Source organism: Micromonospora sp. 067-2, assembly GCF_046549295.1.
GTDB lineage: Bacteria > Actinomycetota > Actinomycetes > Mycobacteriales > Micromonosporaceae > Micromonospora.
The window spans coordinates 284739-308050 of record NZ_JAJPWB010000007.1 but is presented as its reverse complement, the minus strand read 5'-3'; the positions used below and the strand labels follow the sequence as shown (position 1 = coordinate 308050).

At 69.0% G+C, this 23312-nt stretch carries 21 protein-coding genes; 11 read left to right on the top strand and 10 right to left on the bottom strand.

What is annotated here, in order from left to right; all coding sequences use genetic code 11:
- Positions 1 to 236: 236 nt before the first annotated feature.
- Positions 237 to 686 carry an iron chaperone gene (locus ACLJN9_RS19000; protein WP_410812763.1) on the bottom strand — a complete coding sequence of 150 codons (450 nt, stop codon included), beginning with the start codon at positions 684 to 686 and terminating at the stop codon, positions 237 to 239.
- Positions 687 to 1069: 383 nt separating this feature from the next.
- On the opposite strand from ACLJN9_RS19000, the gene ACLJN9_RS18995 reads away from it, so the two are divergent.
- A complete protein-coding gene (locus ACLJN9_RS18995) occupies positions 1070 to 1501 on the top strand; it encodes a hypothetical protein (protein ID WP_410812762.1) in 432 nt (143 codons plus the stop codon).
- A 99-nt stretch (positions 1502 to 1600) separates the two neighbouring features.
- Here the strand turns inward: ACLJN9_RS18995 and ACLJN9_RS18990 are convergent, their stop codons facing one another.
- The gene (locus ACLJN9_RS18990; RefSeq protein WP_410812761.1) at positions 1601 to 2179 is read right to left on the bottom strand and encodes a TetR/AcrR family transcriptional regulator; all 579 of its coding nucleotides are present in this window, start codon (positions 2177 to 2179) and stop codon (positions 1601 to 1603) included.
- Positions 2180 to 2269: 90 nt separating this feature from the next.
- Between ACLJN9_RS18990 and ACLJN9_RS18985 the strand changes: the two genes are divergently transcribed.
- Positions 2270 to 2716 carry an anthrone oxygenase family protein gene (locus ACLJN9_RS18985; protein ID WP_410812760.1) on the top strand — a complete coding sequence of 149 codons (447 nt, stop codon included), beginning with the start codon at positions 2270 to 2272 and terminating at the stop codon, positions 2714 to 2716.
- Between the two features lie 338 nt (positions 2717 to 3054).
- On the opposite strand, the gene ACLJN9_RS18980 is transcribed toward ACLJN9_RS18985, so the two are convergent.
- Positions 3055 to 3252 (bottom strand): hypothetical protein, encoded by a 198-nt coding sequence (locus ACLJN9_RS18980; protein ID WP_410812759.1) that lies wholly within the window; start codon positions 3250 to 3252, stop codon positions 3055 to 3057.
- A 550-nt stretch (positions 3253 to 3802) separates the two neighbouring features.
- Between ACLJN9_RS18980 and ACLJN9_RS18975 the strand changes: the two genes are divergently transcribed.
- Entirely contained in the window at positions 3803 to 4150 is a 348-nt protein-coding gene (locus tag ACLJN9_RS18975) for a PadR family transcriptional regulator (RefSeq protein WP_410812758.1), read from the top strand.
- Positions 4151 to 4158: 8 nt separating this feature from the next.
- The gene (locus ACLJN9_RS18970; protein ID WP_410812757.1) at positions 4159 to 5121 is read left to right on the top strand and encodes a hypothetical protein; all 963 of its coding nucleotides are present in this window, start codon (positions 4159 to 4161) and stop codon (positions 5119 to 5121) included.
- 233 nt (positions 5122 to 5354) lie between these two features.
- On the opposite strand, the gene ACLJN9_RS18965 is transcribed toward ACLJN9_RS18970, so the two are convergent.
- The gene (locus tag ACLJN9_RS18965) at positions 5355 to 5960 is read right to left on the bottom strand and encodes a hypothetical protein (RefSeq protein ID WP_410812756.1); all 606 of its coding nucleotides are present in this window, start codon (positions 5958 to 5960) and stop codon (positions 5355 to 5357) included.
- 220 nt (positions 5961 to 6180) lie between these two features.
- Positions 6181 to 6477 (bottom strand): NIPSNAP family protein, encoded by a 297-nt coding sequence (locus tag ACLJN9_RS18960; protein WP_410812755.1) that lies wholly within the window; start codon positions 6475 to 6477, stop codon positions 6181 to 6183.
- A 274-nt stretch (positions 6478 to 6751) separates the two neighbouring features.
- On the opposite strand from ACLJN9_RS18960, the gene ACLJN9_RS18955 reads away from it, so the two are divergent.
- A complete protein-coding gene (locus ACLJN9_RS18955; RefSeq protein ID WP_410812754.1) occupies positions 6752 to 7144 on the top strand; it encodes a hypothetical protein in 393 nt (130 codons plus the stop codon).
- A 47-nt stretch (positions 7145 to 7191) separates the two neighbouring features.
- Here the strand turns inward: ACLJN9_RS18955 and ACLJN9_RS18950 are convergent, their stop codons facing one another.
- Positions 7192 to 7797: a YdeI/OmpD-associated family protein gene (locus ACLJN9_RS18950; protein ID WP_410812753.1), complete on the bottom strand. Its 606-nt coding sequence runs from the start codon at positions 7795 to 7797 to the stop codon at positions 7192 to 7194.
- A 150-nt stretch (positions 7798 to 7947) separates the two neighbouring features.
- A complete protein-coding gene (locus tag ACLJN9_RS18945) occupies positions 7948 to 8373 on the bottom strand; it encodes a DeoR family transcriptional regulator (RefSeq protein ID WP_410812752.1) in 426 nt (141 codons plus the stop codon).
- Between the two features lie 1111 nt (positions 8374 to 9484).
- Between ACLJN9_RS18945 and ACLJN9_RS18940 the strand changes: the two genes are divergently transcribed.
- The 5 genes from ACLJN9_RS18940 to ACLJN9_RS18920 all read left to right on the top strand — a co-directional run bounded on the left by ACLJN9_RS18940 (position 9485) and on the right by ACLJN9_RS18920 (position 18292).
- Positions 9485 to 10798, top strand: coding sequence for an ABC transporter substrate-binding protein (locus ACLJN9_RS18940; RefSeq protein WP_410812751.1), 1314 nt, complete (start codon positions 9485 to 9487; stop codon positions 10796 to 10798).
- A 9-nt stretch (positions 10799 to 10807) separates the two neighbouring features.
- Positions 10808 to 11743, top strand: a complete 936-nt coding sequence (locus tag ACLJN9_RS18935) for a carbohydrate ABC transporter permease (RefSeq protein WP_410812750.1) — start codon at positions 10808 to 10810, stop codon at positions 11741 to 11743.
- Complete coding sequence (locus ACLJN9_RS18930; RefSeq protein ID WP_410812749.1) at positions 11736 to 12605, top strand: carbohydrate ABC transporter permease; 870 nt, start codon at positions 11736 to 11738, stop codon at positions 12603 to 12605. The genes ACLJN9_RS18935 and ACLJN9_RS18930 overlap by 8 nt, the downstream gene beginning before the upstream one ends.
- Positions 12606 to 12657: 52 nt before the next feature.
- Complete coding sequence (locus ACLJN9_RS18925; protein ID WP_410812748.1) at positions 12658 to 15603, top strand: glycoside hydrolase family 2 TIM barrel-domain containing protein; 2946 nt, start codon at positions 12658 to 12660, stop codon at positions 15601 to 15603.
- Positions 15604 to 15865: 262 nt separating this feature from the next.
- Positions 15866 to 18292 carry a ricin-type beta-trefoil lectin domain protein gene (locus ACLJN9_RS18920; protein ID WP_410812747.1) on the top strand — a complete coding sequence of 809 codons (2427 nt, stop codon included), beginning with the start codon at positions 15866 to 15868 and terminating at the stop codon, positions 18290 to 18292.
- A 144-nt stretch (positions 18293 to 18436) separates the two neighbouring features.
- On the opposite strand, the gene ACLJN9_RS18915 is transcribed toward ACLJN9_RS18920, so the two are convergent.
- Positions 18437 to 19141 carry a FadR/GntR family transcriptional regulator gene (locus tag ACLJN9_RS18915; RefSeq protein WP_410812746.1) on the bottom strand — a complete coding sequence of 235 codons (705 nt, stop codon included), beginning with the start codon at positions 19139 to 19141 and terminating at the stop codon, positions 18437 to 18439.
- 381 nt (positions 19142 to 19522) lie between these two features.
- On the opposite strand from ACLJN9_RS18915, the gene ACLJN9_RS18910 reads away from it, so the two are divergent.
- Complete coding sequence (locus tag ACLJN9_RS18910; RefSeq protein WP_410812745.1) at positions 19523 to 20872, top strand: enolase C-terminal domain-like protein; 1350 nt, start codon at positions 19523 to 19525, stop codon at positions 20870 to 20872.
- Between the two features lie 67 nt (positions 20873 to 20939).
- Here the strand turns inward: ACLJN9_RS18910 and ACLJN9_RS18905 are convergent, their stop codons facing one another.
- Both ACLJN9_RS18905 and ACLJN9_RS18900 read right to left on the bottom strand, forming a co-directional pair.
- Complete coding sequence (locus ACLJN9_RS18905) at positions 20940 to 21998, bottom strand: zinc-dependent alcohol dehydrogenase (RefSeq protein ID WP_410812744.1); 1059 nt, start codon at positions 21996 to 21998, stop codon at positions 20940 to 20942.
- On the bottom strand, positions 21995 to 23272 hold the full coding sequence (locus tag ACLJN9_RS18900) for a glycoside hydrolase family 27 protein (RefSeq protein WP_410812743.1): 1278 nt from the start codon (positions 23270 to 23272) through the stop codon (positions 21995 to 21997). Before ACLJN9_RS18900 ends, ACLJN9_RS18905 begins: the two co-directional genes overlap by 4 nt.
- Between the last annotated feature and the right edge of the window lie 40 nt (positions 23273 to 23312).

Genomic DNA, 23312 nt, shown 5'->3' with positions numbered 1-23312 from the left:
GAGGAAGCGAGTTGCCCGAGGTGTCGGGGGACTTCGAGATCCACATTACGGCTCTGGCTTCTGAGGCCGAGAAGCTGTGGACGTTCGCCAGCGAGCATGGCGGGAAATTCGTCCATATCGTGCTCGACCGTGGTGCGTACGTCCGGCGGCGGAGCGAAACACCGGATCGGGTTCACCGACTCGAAACTGCCCAGGACGGTGCGCGACAGCATCTGGGCGTGACACCGCCGGAACGTTCAGGAGACCGCGGTCTTCACCAGCTCGATGACCTTCTGCTCTACGATCGGGCTCCACTTCTGGAGCGCGTACGACACCGGCCACATGTCGCCATCATCAAGGTTCGCGGCGTCCTGGAACTCCAGGGTCGAATAGCGGGAGTTGAACTTCCCCGAATTCTTGAAGGCGACGAGGATCTTGTCCTCCGCGTTCGCGTAGGCGGGCATCCCGTACCAGGTCCTGGGCGACAGTTCAGGAGCGTTGGCGGTCACCGTCACATGCACGCGCTCCGCGAGCACACGATCATCGGGTGTCATCTTCGCGATGCTGTCCAGGACCGCTTGCAGCCCGTCGGCCTTCTTGGCGCCCTTCTTTCCCTCGGCACGCAGCTCGGCGGCGCGCTCCTTCATCGCGGCACGCTCTTCGGAGCTGAAGCCGTTGGACTCGGTCGTACCGTTCTTCGCCGGCATTTCGGTCTGCCTCTCGGCGCTCAGGGCTCGGCGAGATGCCAGCCGTCTTGGGGAAGGTTAAGGCCGACGACACCCGGCCGCTTCTCGATTCCTGATTGGATCTGAGCCCACCCCGATCGCTCGGTCTGCCGCAATTCGTCCGGCCGCGCTGGGCGGCTGGGTTCTTGAGTCCGAGGGAAAATACGTGCCCGTGCGGTCGCTCGAGCTGCTGGTGGTGGGAGCTGGTGTAGGCGCACCCCTGCCGGCAGCTGATCGGCCGTACCCACGGACGGGCCGGGCGGTGCCGCGACGGACGGTGGTGGATGGCGGCAGTCTCCGGCTGGTCAGTGACGATGGCTGGTTGGCTGTCGTCATCGCGGGGGTCGTTGACTCAGCTCAGGGAGATGGCGTTCGCCCTGCGCGGTCGGGGTCAGGGCGCCTGGCTGGCCGAGCGCGTCGGAGGTGTCCTGCGGGACCTGCCATTGGACGGCTTGGAGCCGTTGCTGGCAGCGCCGGATCGTCGGACCCGGCGGGAGGCGTACCGCGCCGCGACGACCGGAGGCCTGTTGAGTGTGAGCCGGCTGATCACGGCCGCGATGAAAGACGACGACCTGCCGATCCGGGCCCAGTGCGCCAGAGGTGCCGTTCAGGCCGCGACGGGCCCGGCTCAGTTGCGGGGGTTACTGGTGAGCCGTACTGCGCTGGTTCGGGCTGAGGCGCTGCCGGCCGTGACCGCGGTCGGTGATCTGGGTGTTGCAGAGGCGGCGCTGCCTGATCGGCATTTACGGGCACGTGCTCGGCTCGAAGCGGTCCGAGCACTCGTCGCCTCGGCGTGACCCGGTCGGCCGAACTGGTGCCGCTGCTGCGCGACGAGTCTGGCGCGGTGACCCGTCAGGGGTCTTGACTCTGGGGGGTGGCGTGCCTGGCGGGATGCGTCAGATTATGGCGAGCCGGCCCACCAGCAGCTCCACCCTCGGCTCGGTGTCCTCCGGCAGTAGCCGTCCAGTCCTGGTCAGGGTCGCCAGGCCGTGCAGGGACGCCCAGAACACCTCGGTGAACAGCCCTGGGGCGACGCCGTCCCCGGCGACCTCGCCCAGGCTTTCCAGTAGCGCGGCGAAAGCGTCCTTGAGATGTTCCGGAGTGTCCTCCTGCGCGTACGCGAGACCGCCGTCGAGCTCGAAGATGGCGTCGTAGACCGCCGGGTTGCGGGCGGCGAAGTCAAGGTAGGCGTGCGCGAGGGCGGTGACCCGCCTGTGCGGGCCGTCCACGGCGGCGGTCGCGGCCCGCACCGCGGCGGCCATCTCGGTGGCGCCCTGGAGGGCGACGGCGCCGATGATCTCGCGCTTGCCGCGGAAGTGGCTGTAGAGGACGGGCTGGCTGTATTCGATGCATTCGGCGAGCCGGCGGGTGGTGACCGCGTCCCAGCCCTGCTGCTCGGCGAGTTCACGCGCCGTCGCCACGATGAGGCGCTCACGCTCCGCTCGCTCGCGTTCCTTGCGTTCCTGTACCGACATGACTAGATCCTAGCATCGCTAGACATGCAAGCGACGACAGTGCTAGCTTCGCCTCTTCACCTAGCAGCGCTAGATGCAGGGAGGGTCGTCATGCTCGACGCACTCGAGGTCATCACCACCGTGGTCGTCGGTGTGATGGTGGGGGTGGAGTTCTCCGTCGCCTTCGTCATCAACCCGATCCTCAACGCCCTCCCTCAGGACAGCGGCCAACTCGGCCGCGCCCACGGGGGCCGGATGCTCGGTGCCGTGATGCCGGTCTGGTACATCACCTCGCTCGTCCTCGTCGCGGTCTGGGTGATCGCCGGATGGCACCACCACGGCGCCGGCCTCGTCGTCACCGCCGGCGCACTGCTGATGCTCAGCGTGATCATGTCGATCCTGCTGCTCGTCCCGATCAACAAGCGGGCCAAGACGTGGACACCCGAGAACCGGCCGGCCGACTGGAGGCAGCAGACGAACCGCTGGGACCGCTTCCACTACGTCCGCGTCGCCGTCATCATCGGCGCCTTCGCGCTGCTGGTCGCCGCCCTCACCTGAGCCCGCCGGGTTCACCCGCCAGGTCGTCAGCCGCAATCCTCGGACGGCCGCCGGCCACCGTCACCGGGAGGCTTCGAGTGGTTGCCGACCTGCGTGGCGGTGTCCCGGATGCTGCCCGGCGCGTCCACGAAGCGCTGGCCGATGGTGAGCAGAACATCCAGGCCGGCGGTGACCGGCTCTCCGATCGACCTGACGACGGCCTCGTCGACCGCGGATTTCTGCCTGAGTGCCTCGGCGTTGTGGGCACTCGTCGCGGCGCCGGTCCACCGGGGCAGGTTCTCGTTCGCTGGATCGGTGGCGGCGGAAGAAGGCCCGTTATGAGGCTCAGTGCATCCATCTCAGCACCTCACGATCCAGGGGCCGTACAGCGGTGTGGCCAGGACCCGTCGGCAGTGGTCGAGTTCGACGTAGACCACGTCGCCCGTGATGGTGGCGTCCTGCAGTACGGCGAAGCGGTCTGCGGAGTCCGAGCACTGCCTGGCCGGGGACAGCACCGCCAGCGTCCGTTCGATGGCCACCCGCCGCTGCGGTGGCAAGAGTGATCCGTACTCGAAGGTCCCGGCTGGCTGGGGCGTCCCCAGCTGCTGCGCCGGCACCTGGTACACGCACAGACGCGCCGGGGACGGGAGCGACACCCGGCCCGGCCGTCGGCGCGTCGCTTCGGCTCAAGCTGGCAATGGACCGCGGCCGCCACCGCGAAGTCGGTTCCGGGCGGGGCAGGGCGAGGGCGTCGGGCGGGAGTCCGTCGTCTGCTAACGGGGCGGCGACGGCGCAGGAGGTCCATCCGGATCGGATTGTCGGCGTGCCGGTTGCCGCAGCGGACCGCGGCGCTTCCCGCCTATCGGGGGGTGCTTCGGCCGCCGTGGTCGCGCCCGCACATCCGGCCAGTCCGGCCAGGGCCATCACCACGACGACCCCTCTGACGACTACTCGCATATCGTTCCTTCAGCACGGAAGGACACAAACCGTACATCTCTACGACGGTGCCGGCCGCGAGGTGGTTCCCGGTCAGCGCCCGGGATTCAGTCGAGTGCTCCAGCGCGCGACATCGTTGCTATATGTATCGTGGCACGATATATATAGTGCATGGACATCAGTGAGCAGACGTTCCTGATCCTCTCCGCCCTCGCCGATCAACCTCGCCACGGCTACGGCGTGGTGACAGAGGTCGACGAGATGACCGACGGCAGGATCCGGTTACGCGCTGGCACCCTCTACGGGGCCCTCGACCGCCTCGTCACCCAGGGACTCATCGCCCCCGACCACGACGAGGTGGAGAAGGGCCGGCTACGCCGCTTCTACAGACTGACCGACACGGGGGCAGACGCCATCCGCGCTGAGAGTCGGCGGATGGCCACCGCGGTCCGGCTCGCCGAGGAGCGCCTCAACAAGCGTGCCGCCCGCAACGGCCCGCGCCTCGGGACCATCGGATGAACGCGGGCATGAGCCCCCTGGAGCGCCGATATCGACGACTGCTGCGTCTCCTGCCAGCCACGCACCGCACCGCCCGCGGCGAGGAACTGCTCGGACTGCTGCTCGATCTCGACCACGGCCGCCGGCACCCGAGCCGGCACGAGACACTGAACATCATCGCCCTGGCGATCCGGCTGCGACTCACGACGCCCGTCACCACCGCGGCCCTCACCACCGGACTCGGTGCCCTGCTCGTCGCGGCCAGCACCCAGCCCGCCGGTCAGACCCTGGACCTGTTCACCGGCGCCGTCCTCGCCACCGACATGCCGGACGTCATCGCCAGCTGGCCGCAGATGGTCGTTCTCGGCCTGCTGCCCCTCGCACCGCTGATCGCCTGGCTGGGCGGCGCAAACCGGACCGCCTTCACCCTGCAAGCGATATTCCTGACGGTCATCGTCGGTTGGTTCGTCATCGACGTGCTCGGCGGTGCCGACATGGGAATCAACCCCGGTCAACAGCTCTTCGCGTACGCCACACCGGTCTTGATCCTTGTCCTGCTGGCGATCGCCGCCCGCGAGCGGTGGACCGCGCCCCGGCCGCGCCTGTTCTGGTGGGCCCTCGTCCCACTCGGGATCCTCGCCTGGAAAGGCACCGGAGAATGGGGACGCCACGGCGTCTACGTTCCCGCCGCCGTGCCGACGGTCATCGGGATCCTCACCGCCGCCACCGTCGCTGTCGGAGCCGCCTTCGCGGTCCGCCGCCACCGGACCGTCGTCATCATCGGCGTCGGACTCACCGGCTTCGTTGCCGGGTGGCTCATCCCCGACCCGCTGCTCTCCAACACGGCGATGCAGCACTTCGACGGTCAGCCGCTACCACTGGCAATCCTCGTCACGGTGATCGCTGCCGCCATCACCGGCATCAGTCACCTCGCCCGTCGCCACAACCCCGAGGCGCGCTCGCTGTCACCCGATGAACCCGAGATGCGCTGAACACCACCCTTGGGGGCAGACGAGCGGCGACCACGGCAGAGCACGATCGTCCTTCCGCCGTGGTCGCCCCTTCCACCGAGTGGGAGCATCGGGGTGACCATGCCTCGGTCACGCGGCATCCCGGCACCAGACACCGACCTCACCCGCCGAACATGGGGACGGCCACGGTTCCCGCTCGCGATCGACAGGAAGACGCGTCACGGAGGCGCTCACGGTTGGCGACAGGGCCGCGCTCACCGCGGCGGGCGAACACGGCCATTGGACGATCGCCAGTGCTCGAGCGCGGAAACGGTGAGCCGTCGACGCGCGGACGGCACCAAGACGAACGCGCCCGCGACCACCGTACCGATCGCCAGCGGAAGCACCTGCTCGTAGGGCCCTTCATCGGCGAAGATGATGCCGTCGGCGCCGGGGTCAGGGTCGTAGACGATTCGAACCTGGTCACCGGCGGCCAACTGCGGACCGCCTCCGTCGGTCTCCAGCACGCCCAACCGATCGCCATCCCCGGCCGCGACAGCGACCGTGGCGACGCTACCGTCGACCTTCGTCACGACCGCTTCCGCCGTCACCCCATACTGGTCGAACCGCCATCCTTCGTAGAACGTGGCCGCGGTCCCCACCAGCAGCCCGAGGAAGATCAGCCAGAGAAACGCTCGGCCGGCCCTCAGCAATGCCATGTCCCACTTCCACCGCATCCTGTCGTTCGCACGGCGGTCGCGGTGCCGGCCTACGAGCAGCCAGTGCCAGGCGTACACAGCGGCGATCGTCATGAGTACGCCGAACAGTCCACTGCACATTGCGAAGCCGATGGCGGCCTCCGGGACCGTGATCGCGGCCACGAGCAGAGTCGACCAGCACGCCGTCGCGGCGGTGGTCGTGAACACCACGTAGACGTAGGGGTGCTTGCCCCACCACCCGAGGTCGGATCCTCGAACCATGAGGCCATCGTGCTGGACCTGTCAACATGGCGATCGCAGGCCGCGAGGTCTTGCGGGCGGGGACGTGGTCGTACGGTGGTTCGCGTGTCCACCCCCGGCCGAGGCAGAGGTGAGTACGCGCTCAATCAGTCGGCAGGAGCGGTCGCATGAACGTCCGCTCGTACCGCACGACACAACCCGACTCGTCGCGGATGTTGTCAGCCGCGACGAACTCCGGGTCATTGCCGAACCGCGCGCGGTAACGCTCGTACGCTGCCAGGCTCTCGAAGCTGAACAGCGCCTCGGCTCGGTCGCTGGCGCCCTCGGCGGGGAGGAAGTAGCCGTGGTGCACTCCACCGTGCGTCGCCACCAGGCGCATCCACGCGCGGGCGAAGCGTTCAAACGCCTCGATCTGCGCGGGGTTGATGGTGTAGTGCACGACGCAGGTGATCATGGCGCCACCATACCGGCCGGTGCGCGCACAACCGGGTACCGTGCGGTCGGCGGCGGACAGGGGGCGGCGGGCGGTGCCAGAGGCCTCGGTCGGCGGTAGGTGAGCGCAGGCCCCATCGGGCCGGCATACTTGGCCGGTGTTCGACTGTGGAATCACCGGTCACCGGCCACGGTGGTTGAACGGAAGAGACCAGGTCACGAAGCACCACGGACGGCGCCTGGGCAGGCTTGTCGGCCGCGAGCTGACGGGTTCGTGGGTCGTGTGGGATACCGAGGATGATGAGTGGTTTGCCGATTGCCCGATCGTGCTCGACTTCGCCGGCGAGCGTCTGGAGGTCAATCACCAGAAGTTCGATGACCTGTCGATCACATGGAACTCGGTGAACGTGACCCGGCCACCGGTGTGGCCGACGGCGGACGGCTTCCGGCTGGTCTGGCGCGATGACGTTCCCGCCGTGTTGGCCACCCAGCGAGGGCGGCGGATCGAGGCGGTCGAGCTTCTGGAATGGGCTGGCGGCGACCTGGCCGACGGCAGCGTGGCTGTTGGCCTGCGATTTCCGGACGGCTGGTTGACCCTGTACAACGCCTTGGACGAGAACGGAATCGCGTTCGGCCAGCTCCAGCCGCAGTACCGCCGACACCGGCTGGAATAGGGCTCGCCTGATGAGCCAGTGGGCGCCGTTGACTGTGGAGATGTCGACTACAGCGAGTTCGGGGGCTTGGCCTTCTGCGGGTAGATCGTCTCGTGGCGGGCCAGCATGGCAACGAACTCGCCGATCTTCCGCTCGCGGGTCTGCGCCCGTTTGACGGCATGGAGACGGTGGAGCAGAGCGAACCGATTGGTCTTGGTGAGGACGTCGAACATGGCCTGGGCGGCGGGGTCGGCGGCGATGGCGGCGAGGAGGTCGGCCGGCACCTCGGCTTCCGACGGCGGGGCGTAGGCGGCCGCCCACCGCCCATCCGCCTTCGCGGCTTCCACCGCGGCGCGGCCTGCGGGCAGCATCCGCCCCTGCGCCTCGAGCCGGGCCACGTGTGCGACGTTGCGTTGTGACCAGGAACTGCGGGGCCGGCGGGGGGTGAATCGGATCCAGGAGGTTTCCTGATCCCCTTTACGGGCCTGCCCGTCGATCCAGCCGAAGCACAGGGCCTCGTCGACCGCCTGCTGCCAGGTCAGCGTCGTGACCGTGCCGCCCTTCTTGGTCAGGGCGAGCCAGACGCCGGGCGACACGGCGTGGTTGGCCGACAGCCAGGCGCGCAGCGCGTTGGCGTCCGCGACGATGACGTCATCGAGTTCGGCGCTCACCATGACGGCAGACTATCGCGGCGCCGTTGCCGCAGCCTCTGCCCGCGGGTCAGCCCGACTCGCCGGCCGGCGCGCTGAGGGACGGCTGGCGCCAGCGACGACACAGGAAGCAGATGGGCGGTGTTGTCGTGCGTCGAGGCCCGAGCGTCGCCGTCACCCGGACGCGGATCGACCGCCGATGTCGCGCCGGAGCCAACGGCAGGACTCCAACGCGGCGCCCAGGGACCGTTCGGCATCGGCCAGGTCACCTCGGCGGGCGGTGGCCAACGCGGCAAGCAGATAGCTGATCATCTCGTCCCGGGTCGCCGTGCGCGGCTGGCGTCCGGAGGGGGAGATGCGGCGCTGCGGTTCGGCGGGCGCGGCCGCGGGGGCGCGGCGCTGCGCGCCGCCGTGCACGCGCATCACGTGTCCGAGCCGGTCCAGCAGCCGCAGGTCGCGGCGAATGGTTGCCAGGGAGGCATTGGTGGATGCCTGGATCTGGTCGACGCTGAGGAAGTCGTGCTCGGCCAGCAGCGCGACGATCAGTCGCCGCCGGATGGGGCCGGGGTGCTGCCGACCGACATCGGAGGCGTGCCTCACCGGGTTTCCCGACCGGCAGAGGCGCCGACGGTCCGGATGGTCCAGCCGAGGAGGCTTGGGTCGGCGGATCGCACGGTCTTCTCCCTTCGGAGGGTGACGGCGATGCTGCGGCATGTGCGGTTCGTGGCATTGGTCAGCCGATACGTATGACGAGTGTTGGCGCGGCGAGGCTTGATGAGCGCGTCACCTCGACAAAGTGCCAGCTCAGCCGATGCAGTCATATAACGTAATGCGTCGGCAACACGTTGAACATAAGATGTTTGCCGGGTGGCGTCAAGCGCCTGGGAACGAGTGCCGTCAGATGGGCCTAGGGCGCACCCGGCGGCCGGGCACCACGCCTGATTCGCACCGTCGATGGTGCCTCGCGGCAGAACTGACCGTGGTCTGAACGGTCTGCCTGCGGCGGCCGTCAGGTCGCCCTGATCAGGGTGGCCGCGGCCATGCTGATCGACTGACGACCAGTGGGTTGGCGCGGTGCTGCGCCGACGAGAGGCGTTAGCCCGCTGACCGTCAGTTCATTGCCGGACCCTGCGCGCGCGTCAGCGAGCATGCCCGGACAATGCGACAGCGGAATGGCCACCATTCTTGTGAGGTCATTTCGTTCAGTCAATAGAATTTCTGATCGGTTCTGATCGTTCGCCACTCGGGATCAGGAAGTTCGGCCGGAACACTCACCTGGCTCGTGCCTTTTGTCGCCGCCGATATCTGGCCGGCGGTAGGCGCGGGTGGCCGATGGGCTGCGGGCCGAGGTCGACGGTGGAGGATCGCAGCTCACCGGGGCTGGATGGGTGCACCCACGGCAGTGTGGAGAGCGCTAACATCGCTGACCCTTGTGGGTGCGGGGCGGACACTCTCGCAGCGGTAGGGGGGTCGTCCCTAGCGGCAAAAATAGCGTGACAGGGCTCTTGCCCGCATGAATGTTGTCGCTCACAATCTGTGGCAACATCCGGAGCGGCCACCCCCCGCAGCCGCTCCCGGTCGAGCGACGGAGAAGCGTTGGCAGAGCCGGTGGCCCTCGCGTAGGTCGCTCGGTCTGCCGGCTGAGCACTGAAGGGTTATCCGACCATTCAGAGCCGCTCTGAACTGCGGGTCGATGAGGATTGGAAGCGCTTTGACGTCGATACCCTTTCCACGACGGTCGCGCCGAGCCGCATTCGCCATCGTTGCCGGACTCACCGCGCTGACGGTGCTGGCCAGCTGTTCCGACAATGCCGACACGCCACCCACCACCTCCGGGCCGGCCAAGATCGAGTTCTGGGGCTTCGTCCCGGGGCTCGAAGACCTGGTCCAGAAGTACAACGCCAAGAACAACGGCACCACCGTCGAGTTCCACCGGATGACCGGGGACGACAGCTCCAAGGTCGGGCCGGCCGTCGACGCCGGAACCGGCCCCGACATCGTGCAGCTCAGCCCCCTCGACCTGCCCGACTACGTGATCCGCAACCGCATCGTCGACATCACCGGGTTCGTGCAGTCCGATCAGGACAAGTACACCCCCAGCTCGTGGTCGCAGTTCGTGTTGAACGGCAAGGTCTGGGGCGTCCCGCAGGACATCGGGCCACGCGCGCTGATGTACCGCACCGACATCTTCCAGAAGTACGGGCTCACGGTGCCCAAGACCTGGGACGACTACCTCGCCCAGGCGCGCAAACTCAAGGCTGCCTCGCCGGGTTCGTACTTCGGCGACATCGACCCGACTGCGGCGGGCGCCTGGAAGGCCGACGTCATCCAGGCCCAGGGCAGTTGGTACGGCACCAAGGGTGACGCCTGGACGCTGTCGCTCAACAACGCCGCGAGCCAGACGGTGGCCGATCGCTGGCAGACGCTCGTCAGCGAGAAGCTGGTGGCAATCGATCCCGGCTGGACGCCGGCCTTCTGGAAGAACGTCTCCACGGGCAAGTACGCGACGCTCATCGCGCCGTCCTGGTATCCCGTCCTGGTGGAGCAGAACATTCCCGACACGAGTGGCAAGTGGGCGCTGGCTCCGCTGCCGACGATCGGCGATTCGAAGGCGGTCGGCGACGACGGTGGTTCCGGTGACGTGGTGCTCAGGGGTACGAAGTTCCCGAAGCAGGCCTCCGACTTCATCCGCTGGCTCAACTCGTCCGAGGAGACGGCGGAGCCGCTGATCACCAAGGGCGGCCTGTATCCCGCCTCGAAGCTTGGTCTGGAGTCCCCGGCTCTCGCGAAGGCATGGCCGTTCTTCGGCGGCCAGAAGATCAACGACATCTACCGGGACGCGGCCGCGAACGTCCCGCCCGTCTGGGTGAACGGCCCGACGTGGGGTGCCGACCAGGCCTCGCTGATGGACGAGTTCGCCAAGGCGTTCAACGGCAAGCAGACCTTCAGGGCGAGTCTCGACATCGGTCAGGAGGCCGCCGTCAAGCACATGAAGGACCGCGGTCTCTCGGTGACGGCCGGCTGACGTCCACCGATGGCAGCCAACCTCCGGGCCGCTCGTGCCCCGCGCCGCTTCGCCGGCGCGGGGCACTGGTGGGTGCCCTACCTGTTCGTCGCCCCGTTCGTGGCTCTGTTCCTCGCCTTCCTCATCGTCCCGATCGTGCTGGCCTTCAGGAACAGCATGTTCTCGACCCGATCCTCGGGCCTCGGATTCGGCGGACCCCCGAAGGCCGTGTTCTCCGGCGTCGACAACTACGTGCAGGCGTTGCAGGACACCGACTTCCTGGCCAGCTTCGGGCGCGTCCTGCTCTTCGGCGTCGTGCAGGTTCCCGTCATGATCCTCGTTGCGGGAGCCTTCGCGTTGCTGTTCGACGCCGGGATGGTCAGGGCGGGACGGTTCTTCCAGACGGCGATGTTCCTGCCGTACGCGGTGCCGAGTGTCATCGCAGCCCTGTTGTGGGGCTTCCTCTACCAGCCCGCGGTGAGTCCACTGCTGCAGGGCCTCGCCGCGGTCGGGCTCGACCTGGACGTCCTCGCCCCGGGGGCGGTGCTCTGGGCCGTCGCGAACATCAGCACCTGGGTCTACACCGGCATCAACATGATCATTTTGTTCGCGGCGTTGCAGTCGATCCCACGGGAGATGTTCGAGGCGGCCCGTCTCGACGGCGCCGGAGAACTGCGGCTGGCGGTGAGCGTCAAGATCCCGATGATCTGGCCGGCGGTGCTGTTGACCGTACTGTCCTCGATCATCGGCACCCTGCAGCTGTTCAACGAGCCGCTCGTGCTCCGCACGCTGACCCACAACATCTCCAGCACGTACACGCCCAACATGTCGATCTACACGGTGGCCACCCAGGGCAGCAGCGAGAACCTCTCGGCTGCCATGGCCGTGATCCTCGGAGTCGCGACGCTCGTGGTCTCCGTCTTCGTCATGCGACTGACGACCCGGAAGGGTGTGGTCCGTGGTTAGCGCATCCGCTCAAAGGGGCATCCGGCGACCCCGGTTCGCCATCGCCGTCGCCACCGCCGTGATGACGGTCGCCGCCCTGTACTTCCTCATCCCTGTCTACTGGCTCGTGGTCGCGTCGACGAAGTCTGCCGGAGAGCTGTTCACCACGCCCGGGTTCACGTTCTCGGGGTTCCACCTCTTCGACAACATCGCGAAGCTCACCACCTTCGAGGGCGGCATCTTCTGGCGCTGGATGCTCAACTCGGTCGTCTACTCGGTGTTCGGTTCGGTGCTGACGACGCTGGTCTGCGCCCTGGCCGGATACGCGCTGAGCGTGTACCGCTTCCGGGCACGCCAGCCGCTGATCGCGCTCGTCCTCGGTAGCCTGCTCATTCCCGGTGCCGTCCTCGCCATTCCGACGTACCAGCTCATCGTGCTGCTCGGTCTGGACAACACCTATGCGGGGCTGCTGCTGCCCGGCCTGGTGTTCCCGTTCGGGGTCCTGCTCGCGTACGTGTACGCGCAGTCCTCCATCCCGTACGAGCTCATCGAGGCCGCCCGCATCGACGGTCTGAACGAACTGAGGATCTTTCTGACGGTCGGGATGCGGATGATGTCGACCGGGCTGGCGACGATCCTGCTGTTCGCGTTCCTGGGTAGCTGGAACAGCTTCATCCTGCCGCTGCTGGTGCTCAACGACACGCATCTCATGCCACTGACGGTCGGCCTGCACAGTTGGAACGCCAACGCCAGCCGGATACCGGGCCTGCAGGCGCTCACCGTCGTCGGTGCCCTGGTCTCGGTGGTGCCGATCGTGGCGGTCTTCCTGAGCCTGCAACGCTTCTGGAAGACCGGCCTCGCGACCGGCAGCGTCCGCTTCTGACCCGGCCCGACCGAGTACGCTCCGCAGCCCCCACCGCACAGAGGATGACGCAATGCCCTCGGGATCCCCAGCTGGCTCCGCGAACACCGCCCACTCCGCGCACGTGACGATGGACCTTCGCCGCGCCGGCCCCGGCACCGGTGCCGTCGCGCCGCGTGCGCGGTTCGACTCAGGTCTGCCGGAGCTGGTACTGGACGGCGACTGGCGCTTCCGTCTGTCGCCCTCGCTCGACGCCGCTCCCAGCGCGATCGACGAGGAGGACTTCGACGACGGCGACTGGGACACCATCGAGGTCCCGTCGAGCTGGCCGATGCACGGACACGGCAGTCCGGCGTACACCAATGTCGTTTTCCCGTTCCCGGTCGACCCGCCCCACGTGCCCGACGCCAACCCCATCGGCGACCACCGGCGACGCTTCGACGTCCCCGCCGCGTACCTCGCAGGCGCCCTGCTGCGGTTCGACGGCGTCGACTCGGCCGGCACCGTCTGGCTCAACGGCCGGCTCGTCGGAACCACCCGCGGCAGCCGGCTGCCGACGGAGTTCGAGGTCGGCGCGCTGCTGCGGGAACGCGACAACCTCCTGGTGGTACGGGTCGCGCAGTTCTCGGCGGCCAGCTACCTCGAGGACCAGGACATGTGGTGGTTGCCCGGGATCTTCCGATCCGTCACGCTGCTCGCGCATCCCGCCGGCGCGATCCGCGATGTCTTCGTCCACGCCGGCTATGGTGCGGGCCGCGGTGACCTCCGGGTCGAGGTGGACACCTCCGTGGCAGCCCAGACCCGGATCTCGATCCCGGAACTGGGCGTGCACGACCTTTCCCCGGGAGTGCCACTCGATGTGGGGCCGGTCGAGCCGTGGTCCGCCGAGCGGCCGACACTCTACGACCTGGTCGTGTCGACCCCGATCCAGCGGGCTCGGTTCCGCGTCGGCTTCCGCACCGTCACGGTCCAGGACTCGCAGCTCCTCCTCAACGGTCACCCCGTGCTGTTCCGCGGGGTGAACCGCCACGAGCACCACCCGGACCTCGGGCGCGTCGTACCCACCGACACCGTCGTCGCCGAGCTGAAGCTGATGAAACAGCACAACATCAACGCCATCCGCACCTCGCACTACCCGCCACACCCCGAGGTGCTGAACTGGGCCGACGCGCTGGGCTTCTACGTCATCGACGAGTGCGACCTGGAGACGCACGGTTTCGCCCTCGTCGACTGGCGTGGCAACCCCTCCGACGACCCCGCGTACGGTCTGGCACTGCTCGACCGGATGGCGCGCATGGTCGAGCGGGACAAGAACCATCCCTGTGTGCTGATGTGGTCGCTCGGCAACGAAGCGGGCAACGGCCAGAACCTCGCCGCCATGGCCGCCTGGGCCAAGACCCGTGACCCGTCCCGGCTCGTGCACTACGAGAGCGACTGGCAGCGCACCTCGTACGTGGACGTCTACTCCAGGATGTACGCGTCCCCCGCCGAGGTCGAGGCCATCGGCAGGTTCGCCGAGCCGGCGCTCGACGACCCGGATCTCGAGGCGCACCGCCGGAGCCTGCCGTTCCTGCTCTGCGAGTACGCCCACGCGATGGGCAACGGTCCCGGTGGGTTGAGCGAATACCAGGCCGCGTTCGAATCCTCGCCGCGGTTGAGCGGCGGGTTCGTCTGGGAGTGGGTCGAGCACGGTATCCACCGGACGACCCCGGACGGCGAGCGGTACGACGCGTACGGCGGTGACTTCGGCGAACCGGTCCACGACTCGAACTTCGTCATCGACGGCCTGGTGTCGGCCGATCGGGTGCCGGGTCCGGGCCTGCTCGACGTCAAGAAGGTCGTCGAACCGGTGCGGATGCGGGTGGACGAGAGCTGGAACACGCTGCGACTGGAGAACCTGCACGACGTGCTGGATCTGTCGGAGTTCGTCCTGCGCTGGTCGATCCGGATCGCGACCGGAGAACGCTCGGCCGGCGTGCTCGAGCCGGTGCACCTCGCACCGGGCAGAAACACCGGTGTCGCCCTACCGCGCCGCGTCGCCGCTGATCGCACCGACGACGCAATCCTGACGATCTCCGCGGTGCTGGCGAAGGACACCGGTTGGGCCCCCGCCGGTCACGAGGTCGCCTGGTGTCAGGCGGGCTCGGTCCACGCCGTGCCACTCGTTGCCCAGCCGACCCGGACCGCGCCCCGAGCCACGACGGACGGACTGCTCCTCGGTCCGGCACTCTTCGACCCGACGACCGGACTCCTCCGGTCGCTGCACGGCGTACCCGTCGACGGGCCGGAGCTCGGCCTGTGGCGCGCACCAACCGACAACGACCGGGGTGTGGACTCCACCGACGTGCAACGCCCACCCGACGCCACCACCTGGGAGGCACTCGGCCTGCCCCGCCTCGAGAGCCGGACCGTCTCGGTCACCGCCGCAGCGGACGGCCTCATCGTCGTCCGACGCTCGGCGACCGCGGGACGCGACCACACCGTCGACACGACCTACCGGTGGTCGACCGCGGGAGAGGCCCTGTCCCTGGTGGTCGACGTGTCGCCGGCCGGGCCCTGGACCGGCACCTGGGCGCGCATCGGCCTCGACCTCACGCTGCCCGCGACACTCACCGACGTGACCTGGGCAGGGCTGGGACCCGGTCCGAAGTATCCCGACACGGGCCAGGCCCAGCGCCGGGGATGGTACGAGTCGAGCGTCTCCGACCTGGGCGTGCCGCACGTACGCCCGCAGGAGAACGGTGCCCGGGCCGGGGTGAGCAGACTGGAGTTGCGCGACCCCGCATCGGGGCGGCGGCTGCGCGTATCCGGTCCGGAGTTCAGCTTCACCGTCCGTCCCTGGTCATCGCACGCGTTGGCGGCGGCGCGCCACGCTTACGAGCTCACCGCAGACGACCGGCTGCACCTCGCGATCGACCACGCGCAGCACGGCGTCGGAACAGCGGCGTGTGGCCCGGGTGTGCTGCCCACGTACCGGCTGACGCCACGAACGGCGCACTTCGAGCTCTGGTTCGGCTGAAGTGGCGCCACGCGACAGGTCCGACGGCTGCGGGACGAACCATTGCGGTCGTGGGTCGAGCCCGTTAATCTGCGGTGAAGTCGCCAAACATATGATGTATATCGATGGTGTCGAGGTTTCGGTCGACCTCGTCCGGCGCCTGTGGCAGAGCTATTGAACCCCTTTACCACCTGCAATCCGTGCGGCCTCGGTTCGGCCACACGAGTAGGTGGACATCAATACACGGACGCTCCGCAGGCCGGCTGATGAAGGAGATGATCTGATGATCAGAGGACTTCGCGGGAGATGGTGCGCGCTCCTCGTCGGCGTGCTGGTGGCCGCCGGGCTCGTCGTGCCCGCCGGGCAGCCGACCGCCTGGGCTGCGGCTGCCACCTCGATAACGGTGGACGGCACCAAGGGCGGGCGGGTCTGGGACGGCATCGGCGCGGTCAGCGGCGGCGGTGGCAACAGCCGCCTCCTGATCGACTACCCGCCCACCCAGCGCGCCCAGATCCTCGACTACCTCTTCAAGCCCAACTACGGCGCCAGCCTGGAGATGCTCAAGATCGAGGTGGGTGGGGACACCAACTCGACCGACGGCGCTGAGCCGAGCCACCAGCACGTCCGCGGTCAGATCAACTGCAACGTGGGCTACGAGTTCTGGCTCGCCAAGGAGGCCAAGGCCCGCAACCCCACCATCAAACTGCTCGGCCTGGCCTGGGGAGCGCCGGGCTGGGTCGGCAACGGCAGCTTCTGGACCCAGGACATGGTGGACTACTACCTGAGCTGGCTGGACTGCGCGAAGAACACCCACGGGCTGACCATCGACTACCTCGGCGGCTGGAACGAGAAGGGCGACAACCGGGCCTGGTTCCTCAACCTCGACGCCGCGCTGCGAACCCGGTACCCGAACACGAGGATCGTCGCGGACGACACCAACATCGACTTCGCCGACACCCTTGCGAGTGACCCGACCTACCGGGCCGCCGTCGACGTCATCGGCACCCACTACCCGTGTGGCTGGCTCAAGGAGTCGCTGGAATGCCCCTCGAACGCCAACGCGATCAACAGCGGTAAGCCGATCTGGGCCAGTGAGGGCGGCTCCCAGGACATGACCACCGGCAACGGGGCGTTGGTACGCCAGCTCAACCGTGGCTACCTCGACGGCCGGTACACCGGCTTCATCCACTGGCCGCGGGTCGCCGGGCTCTACCCCCACCTGCCGTTCTCCAACGTCGGCTACGTGCTGGCCAACCAGCCCTGGTCCGGGTCGTACACCGTGGGGAAGGTGACCTGGGTGACCGCGCACTACACCCAGTTCACCGATCCGGGTTGGACGGTGATCGAGCCGGCCAGCGGCTACCTCGGTGGCAGTCGGACCAACGGTAGCTACCTCACGCTCAAGGCCCCCGGTGGCGGTGACTACACCTCGGTGATCGAGACCAGCACGGCCACCGAGGCCCAGACCGTCAACGTGGCGGTCACCGGTGGGCTCTCCACCGGTCCGGTCCGGGTCTGGGCCACCAACCTGGCCACCGGCGCGGCCACCTCGCAGATCCTGGCCCGCCAGGCCGACGTCACCCCGTCGGGCGGTCGGTATTCGCTGACCCTGCAGCCCAACCACGTCTACACGGTGACGACCACCTCCGGGCAGACCAAGGGCAGCGCCGGCACCCCGCCCGCCGGCCGGGCCCTTCCGCTTCCGTACTCCGACGACTTCGAGAGCTACCCGGTCAACGCAATGGCCCGGTACCTCTCCGACATGCAGGGCTCCTTCGAGGTCCGCAACTGTGCCGGTGGGCGCTCCGGCCGGTGCGTTCAGCAGGTGGCACCCTCCCAGCCGATCATCTGGCAGGGGCAGAGCGACACGTTCACGCTGCTGGGCGACACGAGCTGGCGGGACTACACCGTCAAGGTGGACACCCTGATGCAGCAGGCCGGCACCACCACACTGCTCGGCCGGGTGAACACGCAGGGTCGGCCGGCCGGTAACCAACGGCACTACCAGCTGAAGATAAGCAACACCGGCGCCTGGTCGCTGGGGAGCAACGTGGTCAAATCGGGGTGCGCCGTACGCGCCACCGACTGCTTCGGGGTGCTCACCACGCTGGCCAGCGGCACCACCACGGCACTCGGTACCAACAGCTGGCACACCCTGTCGATGACCTTCAACGGCAGCTCGATCTCGGCGGCCGTGGACGGACGCACCCTCACCACGGTAACCAACTCGACGCACGCGGCGGGCGTGGTCGGCTTCGGTGTCGGCGGCTACCAGACGAACATGTGGGACAACCTCAGCATCACCCCCGCCGGTACGCAGAACCCGGGCACCGGCGGCCCGCTGACCAACGGTGTCGCGGGCATGTGTGCCGCCAGCAGCGGCGGCGGCAGCGCCAACGACACCCCGGTCGTCATCGCGCACTGCGACTCCGGAGCCGCCCAGCGCTTCACCTACGAGTCGGAGTCGATCCGCTTCGGCGGCAAGTGCCTGGACGTCAACGCCCGGGGCACCGCCAACGGCAGCACCGTCCTGCTCTGGGACTGCACCGGGGCCACGAACCAGCGGTGGACGGTCGGGGCGAACTCCTCGCTGGTCAACCCCGTCTCCGGCCGCTGTCTGGACAACCCCGCGTCCAGCACGGTCGACGGCACCCAGCTGGTGATCTGGGACTGCAACACCCGGGCCAACCAGAGGTGGACGCTGCCCTGACCCCGTTCGCGCGCAGTTCCGCGCCACCGTCGCAGCCTCGTCGGCCGCGGTGACGGATGGAGCCGCGGCCGACCGACCCGGTGGGTTGGTCGGCCGCGGAACCGCTCAGCGCAGCCGCAGCTGATCAGTGCGGGGCGGTGTTCGTCAGGACTGGTGGTCCTCGGTTGGCTGCCCGGCCAGGATCGTGCGCAGCCACGCCTCGGAGGTGTTGACGTGCAGCAGCGCGGCGGCGTGCGCGAGCAGCTGGTCGCGCGAGCGCAGTGCCTGATAGATCGCCCGGTGCTCGCCGAGGGTGATGTGCGCGGAGTTGCCCTCGATCAGGCCGCGCCAGACCCGCGCCCGCACGGTGCGGCCGGAGAGCCCGTCCAGCAGGGAACTGAGCGTCTCGTTGCCGGCGGCCGCGATGACGGTGCGGTGGAACGCCATGTCGTACTGGATGAGCTTTTCCGCGTCGTCGGCAGCGGCGCGCATGTCCTCCAGGATCTGCTCCAGCTCGTCCAGGTGCGAGTCGGGCATCCGGGTGGCCGCGAGCCCGGTGGCCGCCGGTTCCAGCAGCCGACGGACCTCCATCACCTCCAGCAGGGTGTCGTCACGCAGCAGCTCCACCGCGAGGCCCAGACCTTCCAGCAGCAGGCGGGGAGCCAGGCTGGTCACGTACGTGCCATCGCCCCGGCGCACGTCGAGCACCCGGGCGGACTCCAGCGCCTTGACGGCCTCGCGGACACCGCTGCGGGAGAGCCCCATCTGGGCGGCGAGTTGCGGTTCCGGGGGCAGTCGCGTCCCCGGAGGCAGTTCACCGCTCTGGATCATCTGCCTGATCCTGGCGATGGCGTCATCGGTCAGTGCCACCCGCGCCCCCTCTGCACCCCGTGCCCCGGCGCGACACATCATATCTTCGTGATCCCCGCCCTGGTCGGGGGTGGATCCGTGTCGTGCCGTGCTGGTGGCAGGCCTTGCGGTGGATGGGTCGAGCCGTCGGCCGGGGTCACCCGGCACCGCCGGAGCGGATCCGGCATTCATCAAACTTTTCCGACGATTCGCGTGGAGATCGACTGTGCGAAAGGTCGCAACCAGCAGGATGGCCAGCGTGCCTCTGGACTACCGCCCCTCCCCGGAGTAGAAATACATCTGATGTTCGGCCGGTGCTGCGGTCCCGGCCGCATCATTCCCGACCATGCCGGTCGGGCCGCCCGCCGCGTGGCGCCGATCGACCATCCCCTGGGGAGCCTCATGGTGACTGAGCTCATCTCGTCCGTGGACACCTTCGACGTGCGGTTCCCCACGTCCCGGCACCGGGACGGGTCCGATGCGATGAACCCGTTCCCCGACTACTCGGCGGCCTACGTGGTGCTACGGACCACCTCGGGCGCCCAGGGCTACGGGTTGGTGTTCACCGTGGGCCGCGGCACGGAGGTGCAGGTCGCCGGGGTGCGGGCACTGGCCAACCTGGTGGTCGGCTGCCCGGTGGACGAGCTCGTTGCCGACCCGGGCGCGCTCGCCCGCCGTCTGATCGGTGACAGCCAGATCCGCTGGCTCGGCCCGGAGAAGGGCGTGGTGCACATGGCTGCGGGCGGCATCGTCAACGCGGTGTGGGACCTGGCCGCCCGTCGGGCCGGCAAGCCGCTGTGGAAGCTGCTGTCCGATCTGACCCCCGAACAGCTGGTGGCCCAGGTGGACTTCCGCTACCTGCGCGACGTGCTGACCGAGCAGGAGGCGCTGGAGCTGCTGCGTGACCGGGTCGCGGGTCGCGTGGAGCGGGAGCGGTCGCTGCGGGCGGAGGGCTACCGCGCCTACACCACCACCCCCGGCTGGCTGGGCTACGACGACGAGAAGCTGGTCCGGCTCTGCCGGGAGGCGGTCAATGACGGTTACGACCTGATCAAGCTCAAGGTCGGCGGCAACCTGGCCGACGACGTGCGCCGGTTCCGGTTGGCACGCGCGGCGGTCGGGCCGGACATCAAGGTCGCGGTGGACGCCAACCAGATCTGGGGGGTGCCGGACGCGATCGAGTGGATGCGCCAACTCGCCGAGTTCGACCCGTACTGGATCGAGGAACCGACGTCGCCGGACGACGTCCTGGGCCACGCCGCGGTGCGCGCGGCGTTGGCGCCGATCCGGGTGGCCACCGGCGAGCACGTGCAGAACGCGGTGGTGTTCAAGCAGCTGTTGCAGGCCCGGGCCGTGGACGTGGTGCAGATCGACGCCTGCCGGGTCGGCGGAGTCAACGAGAACCTGGCCATCCTGCTGCTCGCCGCCAAGTTCGGTGTTCCGGTGTGCCCGCACGCCGGCGGCGTGGGGCTCTGCGAACTGGTGCAGCACCTGGCGATGTTCGACTTCGTGGCGGTCAGCGGCACGCAGGAGAACCGGGCCATCGAGTACGTCGACCACCTGCACGAACACTTCGTCGACCCGGTGCGGATCCGTGACGGCCGTTACCTGGCGCCCACCGCGCCGGGCATGAGCGGGCAGTTACTGCCGGCCTCGGTGGCGGCCTACCGCTACCCGGACGGTCCTGAGTGGGCCACCGCCGCCGACGGGGCGACCACGACGACCGCCGTGCCGGTGAGCGCCGCGGCCTGAGCACATCCCCGAACGGAGCCGGGCCCCGACGCGTCGCGTCGGGGCCCGTGGTCCTTGTCCGGGTTGTTCAGCGGGCGGGCTCGATCAGCACCTTGAGGCCGTCGCGGCGGGCCGCCGACTCGAACGCCAGGTGCGCGTCGGCGAGCCCGAACCGCTCGGTGACCATCGACGCGACGTCGACCCGGCCGCGGCGGACCAGGTCGATGACGCGGGGGTAGACGTGGTTCATCCGCCGGCTCAGCGCCAGCGTCAGCCCCTTCCGGCGGGCCAGCCCGGCCGGGAAGGAGATCCGGTCGTCGTCCGGGATCCCGACCAGCACCGCTCGCCCGCCCGGCCGCGTGGCCAGCAGTGCGAGCGCGATGGCGTCGTCGTTGCCGGCCACCTCGAAGGCGACGTCCACGCCCCGCCCCACCAGCGTCGACCAGGCGTCCGTGCCGGCCTGGGCCGGGGTGAGCGCGTGGTCCGCGCCGTGCCGCAGCGCGGCTGCGGTGCGGTGTGACAGCGGATCGACCGCCACCACGGTGCCGGCGCCGGCCAGTCGGGCGAGCTGCACCAGCAGCAACCCGATCGGGCCGCAGCCGATCACGGCCACGCTGCCGTTGACCCGCAGGTGCCCGAGGTCGAGCGCGTGCAGGGCCACGCCGAGCGGCTCCAGCATCGCGCCGTCGGCGTCGGAGAGTTCGTCCGGCAAGGGGTGCAGCAGCTCGTCCGGCCAGGTCAACAGCTCGCGCAGCCCGCCGTCGAGCGCGTCGTAGCCCGCGAAGAGCACCTGCGGGCAGAGGTTCGCCCAGCCCTCGCGGCAGCTCGGACAGGTGTGACAGGGGATCGCCGGGTCGACCGCGACCCGCTGCCCGTGCCGCGGGCCACCCTCGATCACCCCGGCGAACTCGTGCCCGACCACCAGCGGTCGGCCCGCCAATCGCGTCTCGCCGATCCCACCCTCGCAGAACCAGTGCAGGTCGGAGCCGCAGATGCCGAGTGCGGTCACCCGGACCAGGCTCGTTCCGGCTGCCGGAACGGGCACCGGCTCCGCGACCGCCCGCAGGTCGCCGGGCCCGTGCAACCGGACGGCGGTGGCCGTGCCGGATGCCGCCGCGACCGTGCCGAGCCGGGCCCCGGTGCTCACCGCTGCACCCGGTACAGCGCACTGCCGTGTGCCGGCAATCGGACCGGCAGGTCGGCCGAGAGGACGCCGAGATCGGTGCCGGTCCACAGCTCGGTGGCCCGGCTGCCCGGCGTGCAGCCGGCCGACGTCAGCGGCAGGTCCACCGCCAGCGGCTCGTCCCCGGTGTCGAAGACCGCGACGTACCGGCTGCCGTCGGCGGCGTCCGCCGTCCACACCACGAGGTCACCCTCGCGCAGCACCTGCCGGTTGTTGCTGCTGTCAGTGAGCACCCGCAGCACGTCTGCGTTGGTCAGCAGGTCGAGGGTGCGCGGGTCGCTGCGTGGAAGGTCGCCGCCGAACATCAGCGGAGAGCGGGCCATGCACCACAGCGTCATCAGGGTGCGCTGCTCGTCCCAGGTGAGCAGGGAGTCGCGGTCCACGCCCCGTTCGGCCCGGATGCCGACCCGACCCAGGGGCAGCATGTCGGCGTCCGGCCAGCAACCGGGACCGGCGAGGTGCGCCCAGCGGGCGGTGCGGTCGAACTGGTCGTAGACGTCCGACCAGCGGTCCCACAGGTCGTCGGAGATCCGCCACATGTCGGCGTTGGCACGCAGGTGCTCGTCGTGCTCGAGGGAGAGCGATCGACCGGGGGAGAGGCTGAGCACCATGTCCCGTCCGCAGGTGCGCACCGCCTGGGAGAACGAGGCGATCTCCCGATCGTGGTACGGCCCGAGCATGTCGTCGACCTTGACGAAGTCCACCCCCCACTCGGCGAAGAGCGCCAGCAGCGAGTCGTAGTACGCCTGTGCGCCCGGGTGGTCGTGGTTGAGCCCGACGTTGTCGGTGTTCCAGTCGCAGGTGGAGTCGGGATCGGCCACCTCACCGGCCCGGTATCCGGTGCCGAGCACCGGAAGGCCGCGGCTGACCGCCAGCCTCGGAATGCCGCGCATGATGTGCAGGCCGAAGCGCAGCCCGAGCGCGTGCACCCGTTCGGCCAGCGGGCCGAAGCCCCGCCCGTCGGCAGACGATGGGAAGCGGCGCTCGACCGGGCGCGGCCGACCGTACTCGTCAAGCTCCAGCGGTGCGTCGTCGTTGTACCCGCCGGCGCGGGCGGTCGGCTCGTACCACTGGATGTCGACCACGACGGTGTTCCAGCCGTACGGCAGCAGCTTGGCGGCCATGAACTCCGCGTTGGCGACAACCTCGTCCTCGGTCACCGTCGTGCCGTAGCAGTCCCAGCTGTTCCAGCCCATCGGTGGAGTGGTCGACAGCGGGCGATGCGATGGGGTGGTCAACGGGGTCCTCCGTTTGCTCGATGCTCTTGTTAGCGTTAAC

What these genes read in the sequence shown, in the direction of transcription:
- ACLJN9_RS18975 (WP_410812758.1), top strand. Translation starts at nt 3,803, where the DNA reads ATGGACATCAGTGAGCAGACGTTCCTGATCCTCTCCGCCCTCGCCGAT.
- ACLJN9_RS18920 (WP_410812747.1), top strand. Translation starts at nt 15,866, where the DNA reads ATGATCAGAGGACTTCGCGGGAGATGGTGCGCGCTCCTCGTCGGCGTG.
- ACLJN9_RS18935 (WP_410812750.1), top strand. Translation starts at nt 10,808, where the DNA reads ATGGCAGCCAACCTCCGGGCCGCTCGTGCCCCGCGCCGCTTCGCCGGC.
- ACLJN9_RS18950 (WP_410812753.1), bottom strand. Translation starts at nt 7,797, where the DNA reads ATGGTGAGCGCCGAACTCGATGACGTCATCGTCGCGGACGCCAACGCG.
- ACLJN9_RS18985 (WP_410812760.1), top strand. Translation starts at nt 2,270, where the DNA reads ATGCTCGACGCACTCGAGGTCATCACCACCGTGGTCGTCGGTGTGATG.
- ACLJN9_RS18990 (WP_410812761.1), bottom strand. Translation starts at nt 2,179, where the DNA reads ATGTCGGTACAGGAACGCAAGGAACGCGAGCGAGCGGAGCGTGAGCGC.
- ACLJN9_RS19000 (WP_410812763.1), bottom strand. Translation starts at nt 686, where the DNA reads ATGCCGGCGAAGAACGGTACGACCGAGTCCAACGGCTTCAGCTCCGAA.
- ACLJN9_RS18925 (WP_410812748.1), top strand. Translation starts at nt 12,658, where the DNA reads ATGCCCTCGGGATCCCCAGCTGGCTCCGCGAACACCGCCCACTCCGCG.
- ACLJN9_RS18910 (WP_410812745.1), top strand. Translation starts at nt 19,523, where the DNA reads ATGGTGACTGAGCTCATCTCGTCCGTGGACACCTTCGACGTGCGGTTC.
- ACLJN9_RS18970 (WP_410812757.1), top strand. Translation starts at nt 4,159, where the DNA reads ATGAGCCCCCTGGAGCGCCGATATCGACGACTGCTGCGTCTCCTGCCA.
- ACLJN9_RS18995 (WP_410812762.1), top strand. Translation starts at nt 1,070, where the DNA reads ATGGCGTTCGCCCTGCGCGGTCGGGGTCAGGGCGCCTGGCTGGCCGAG.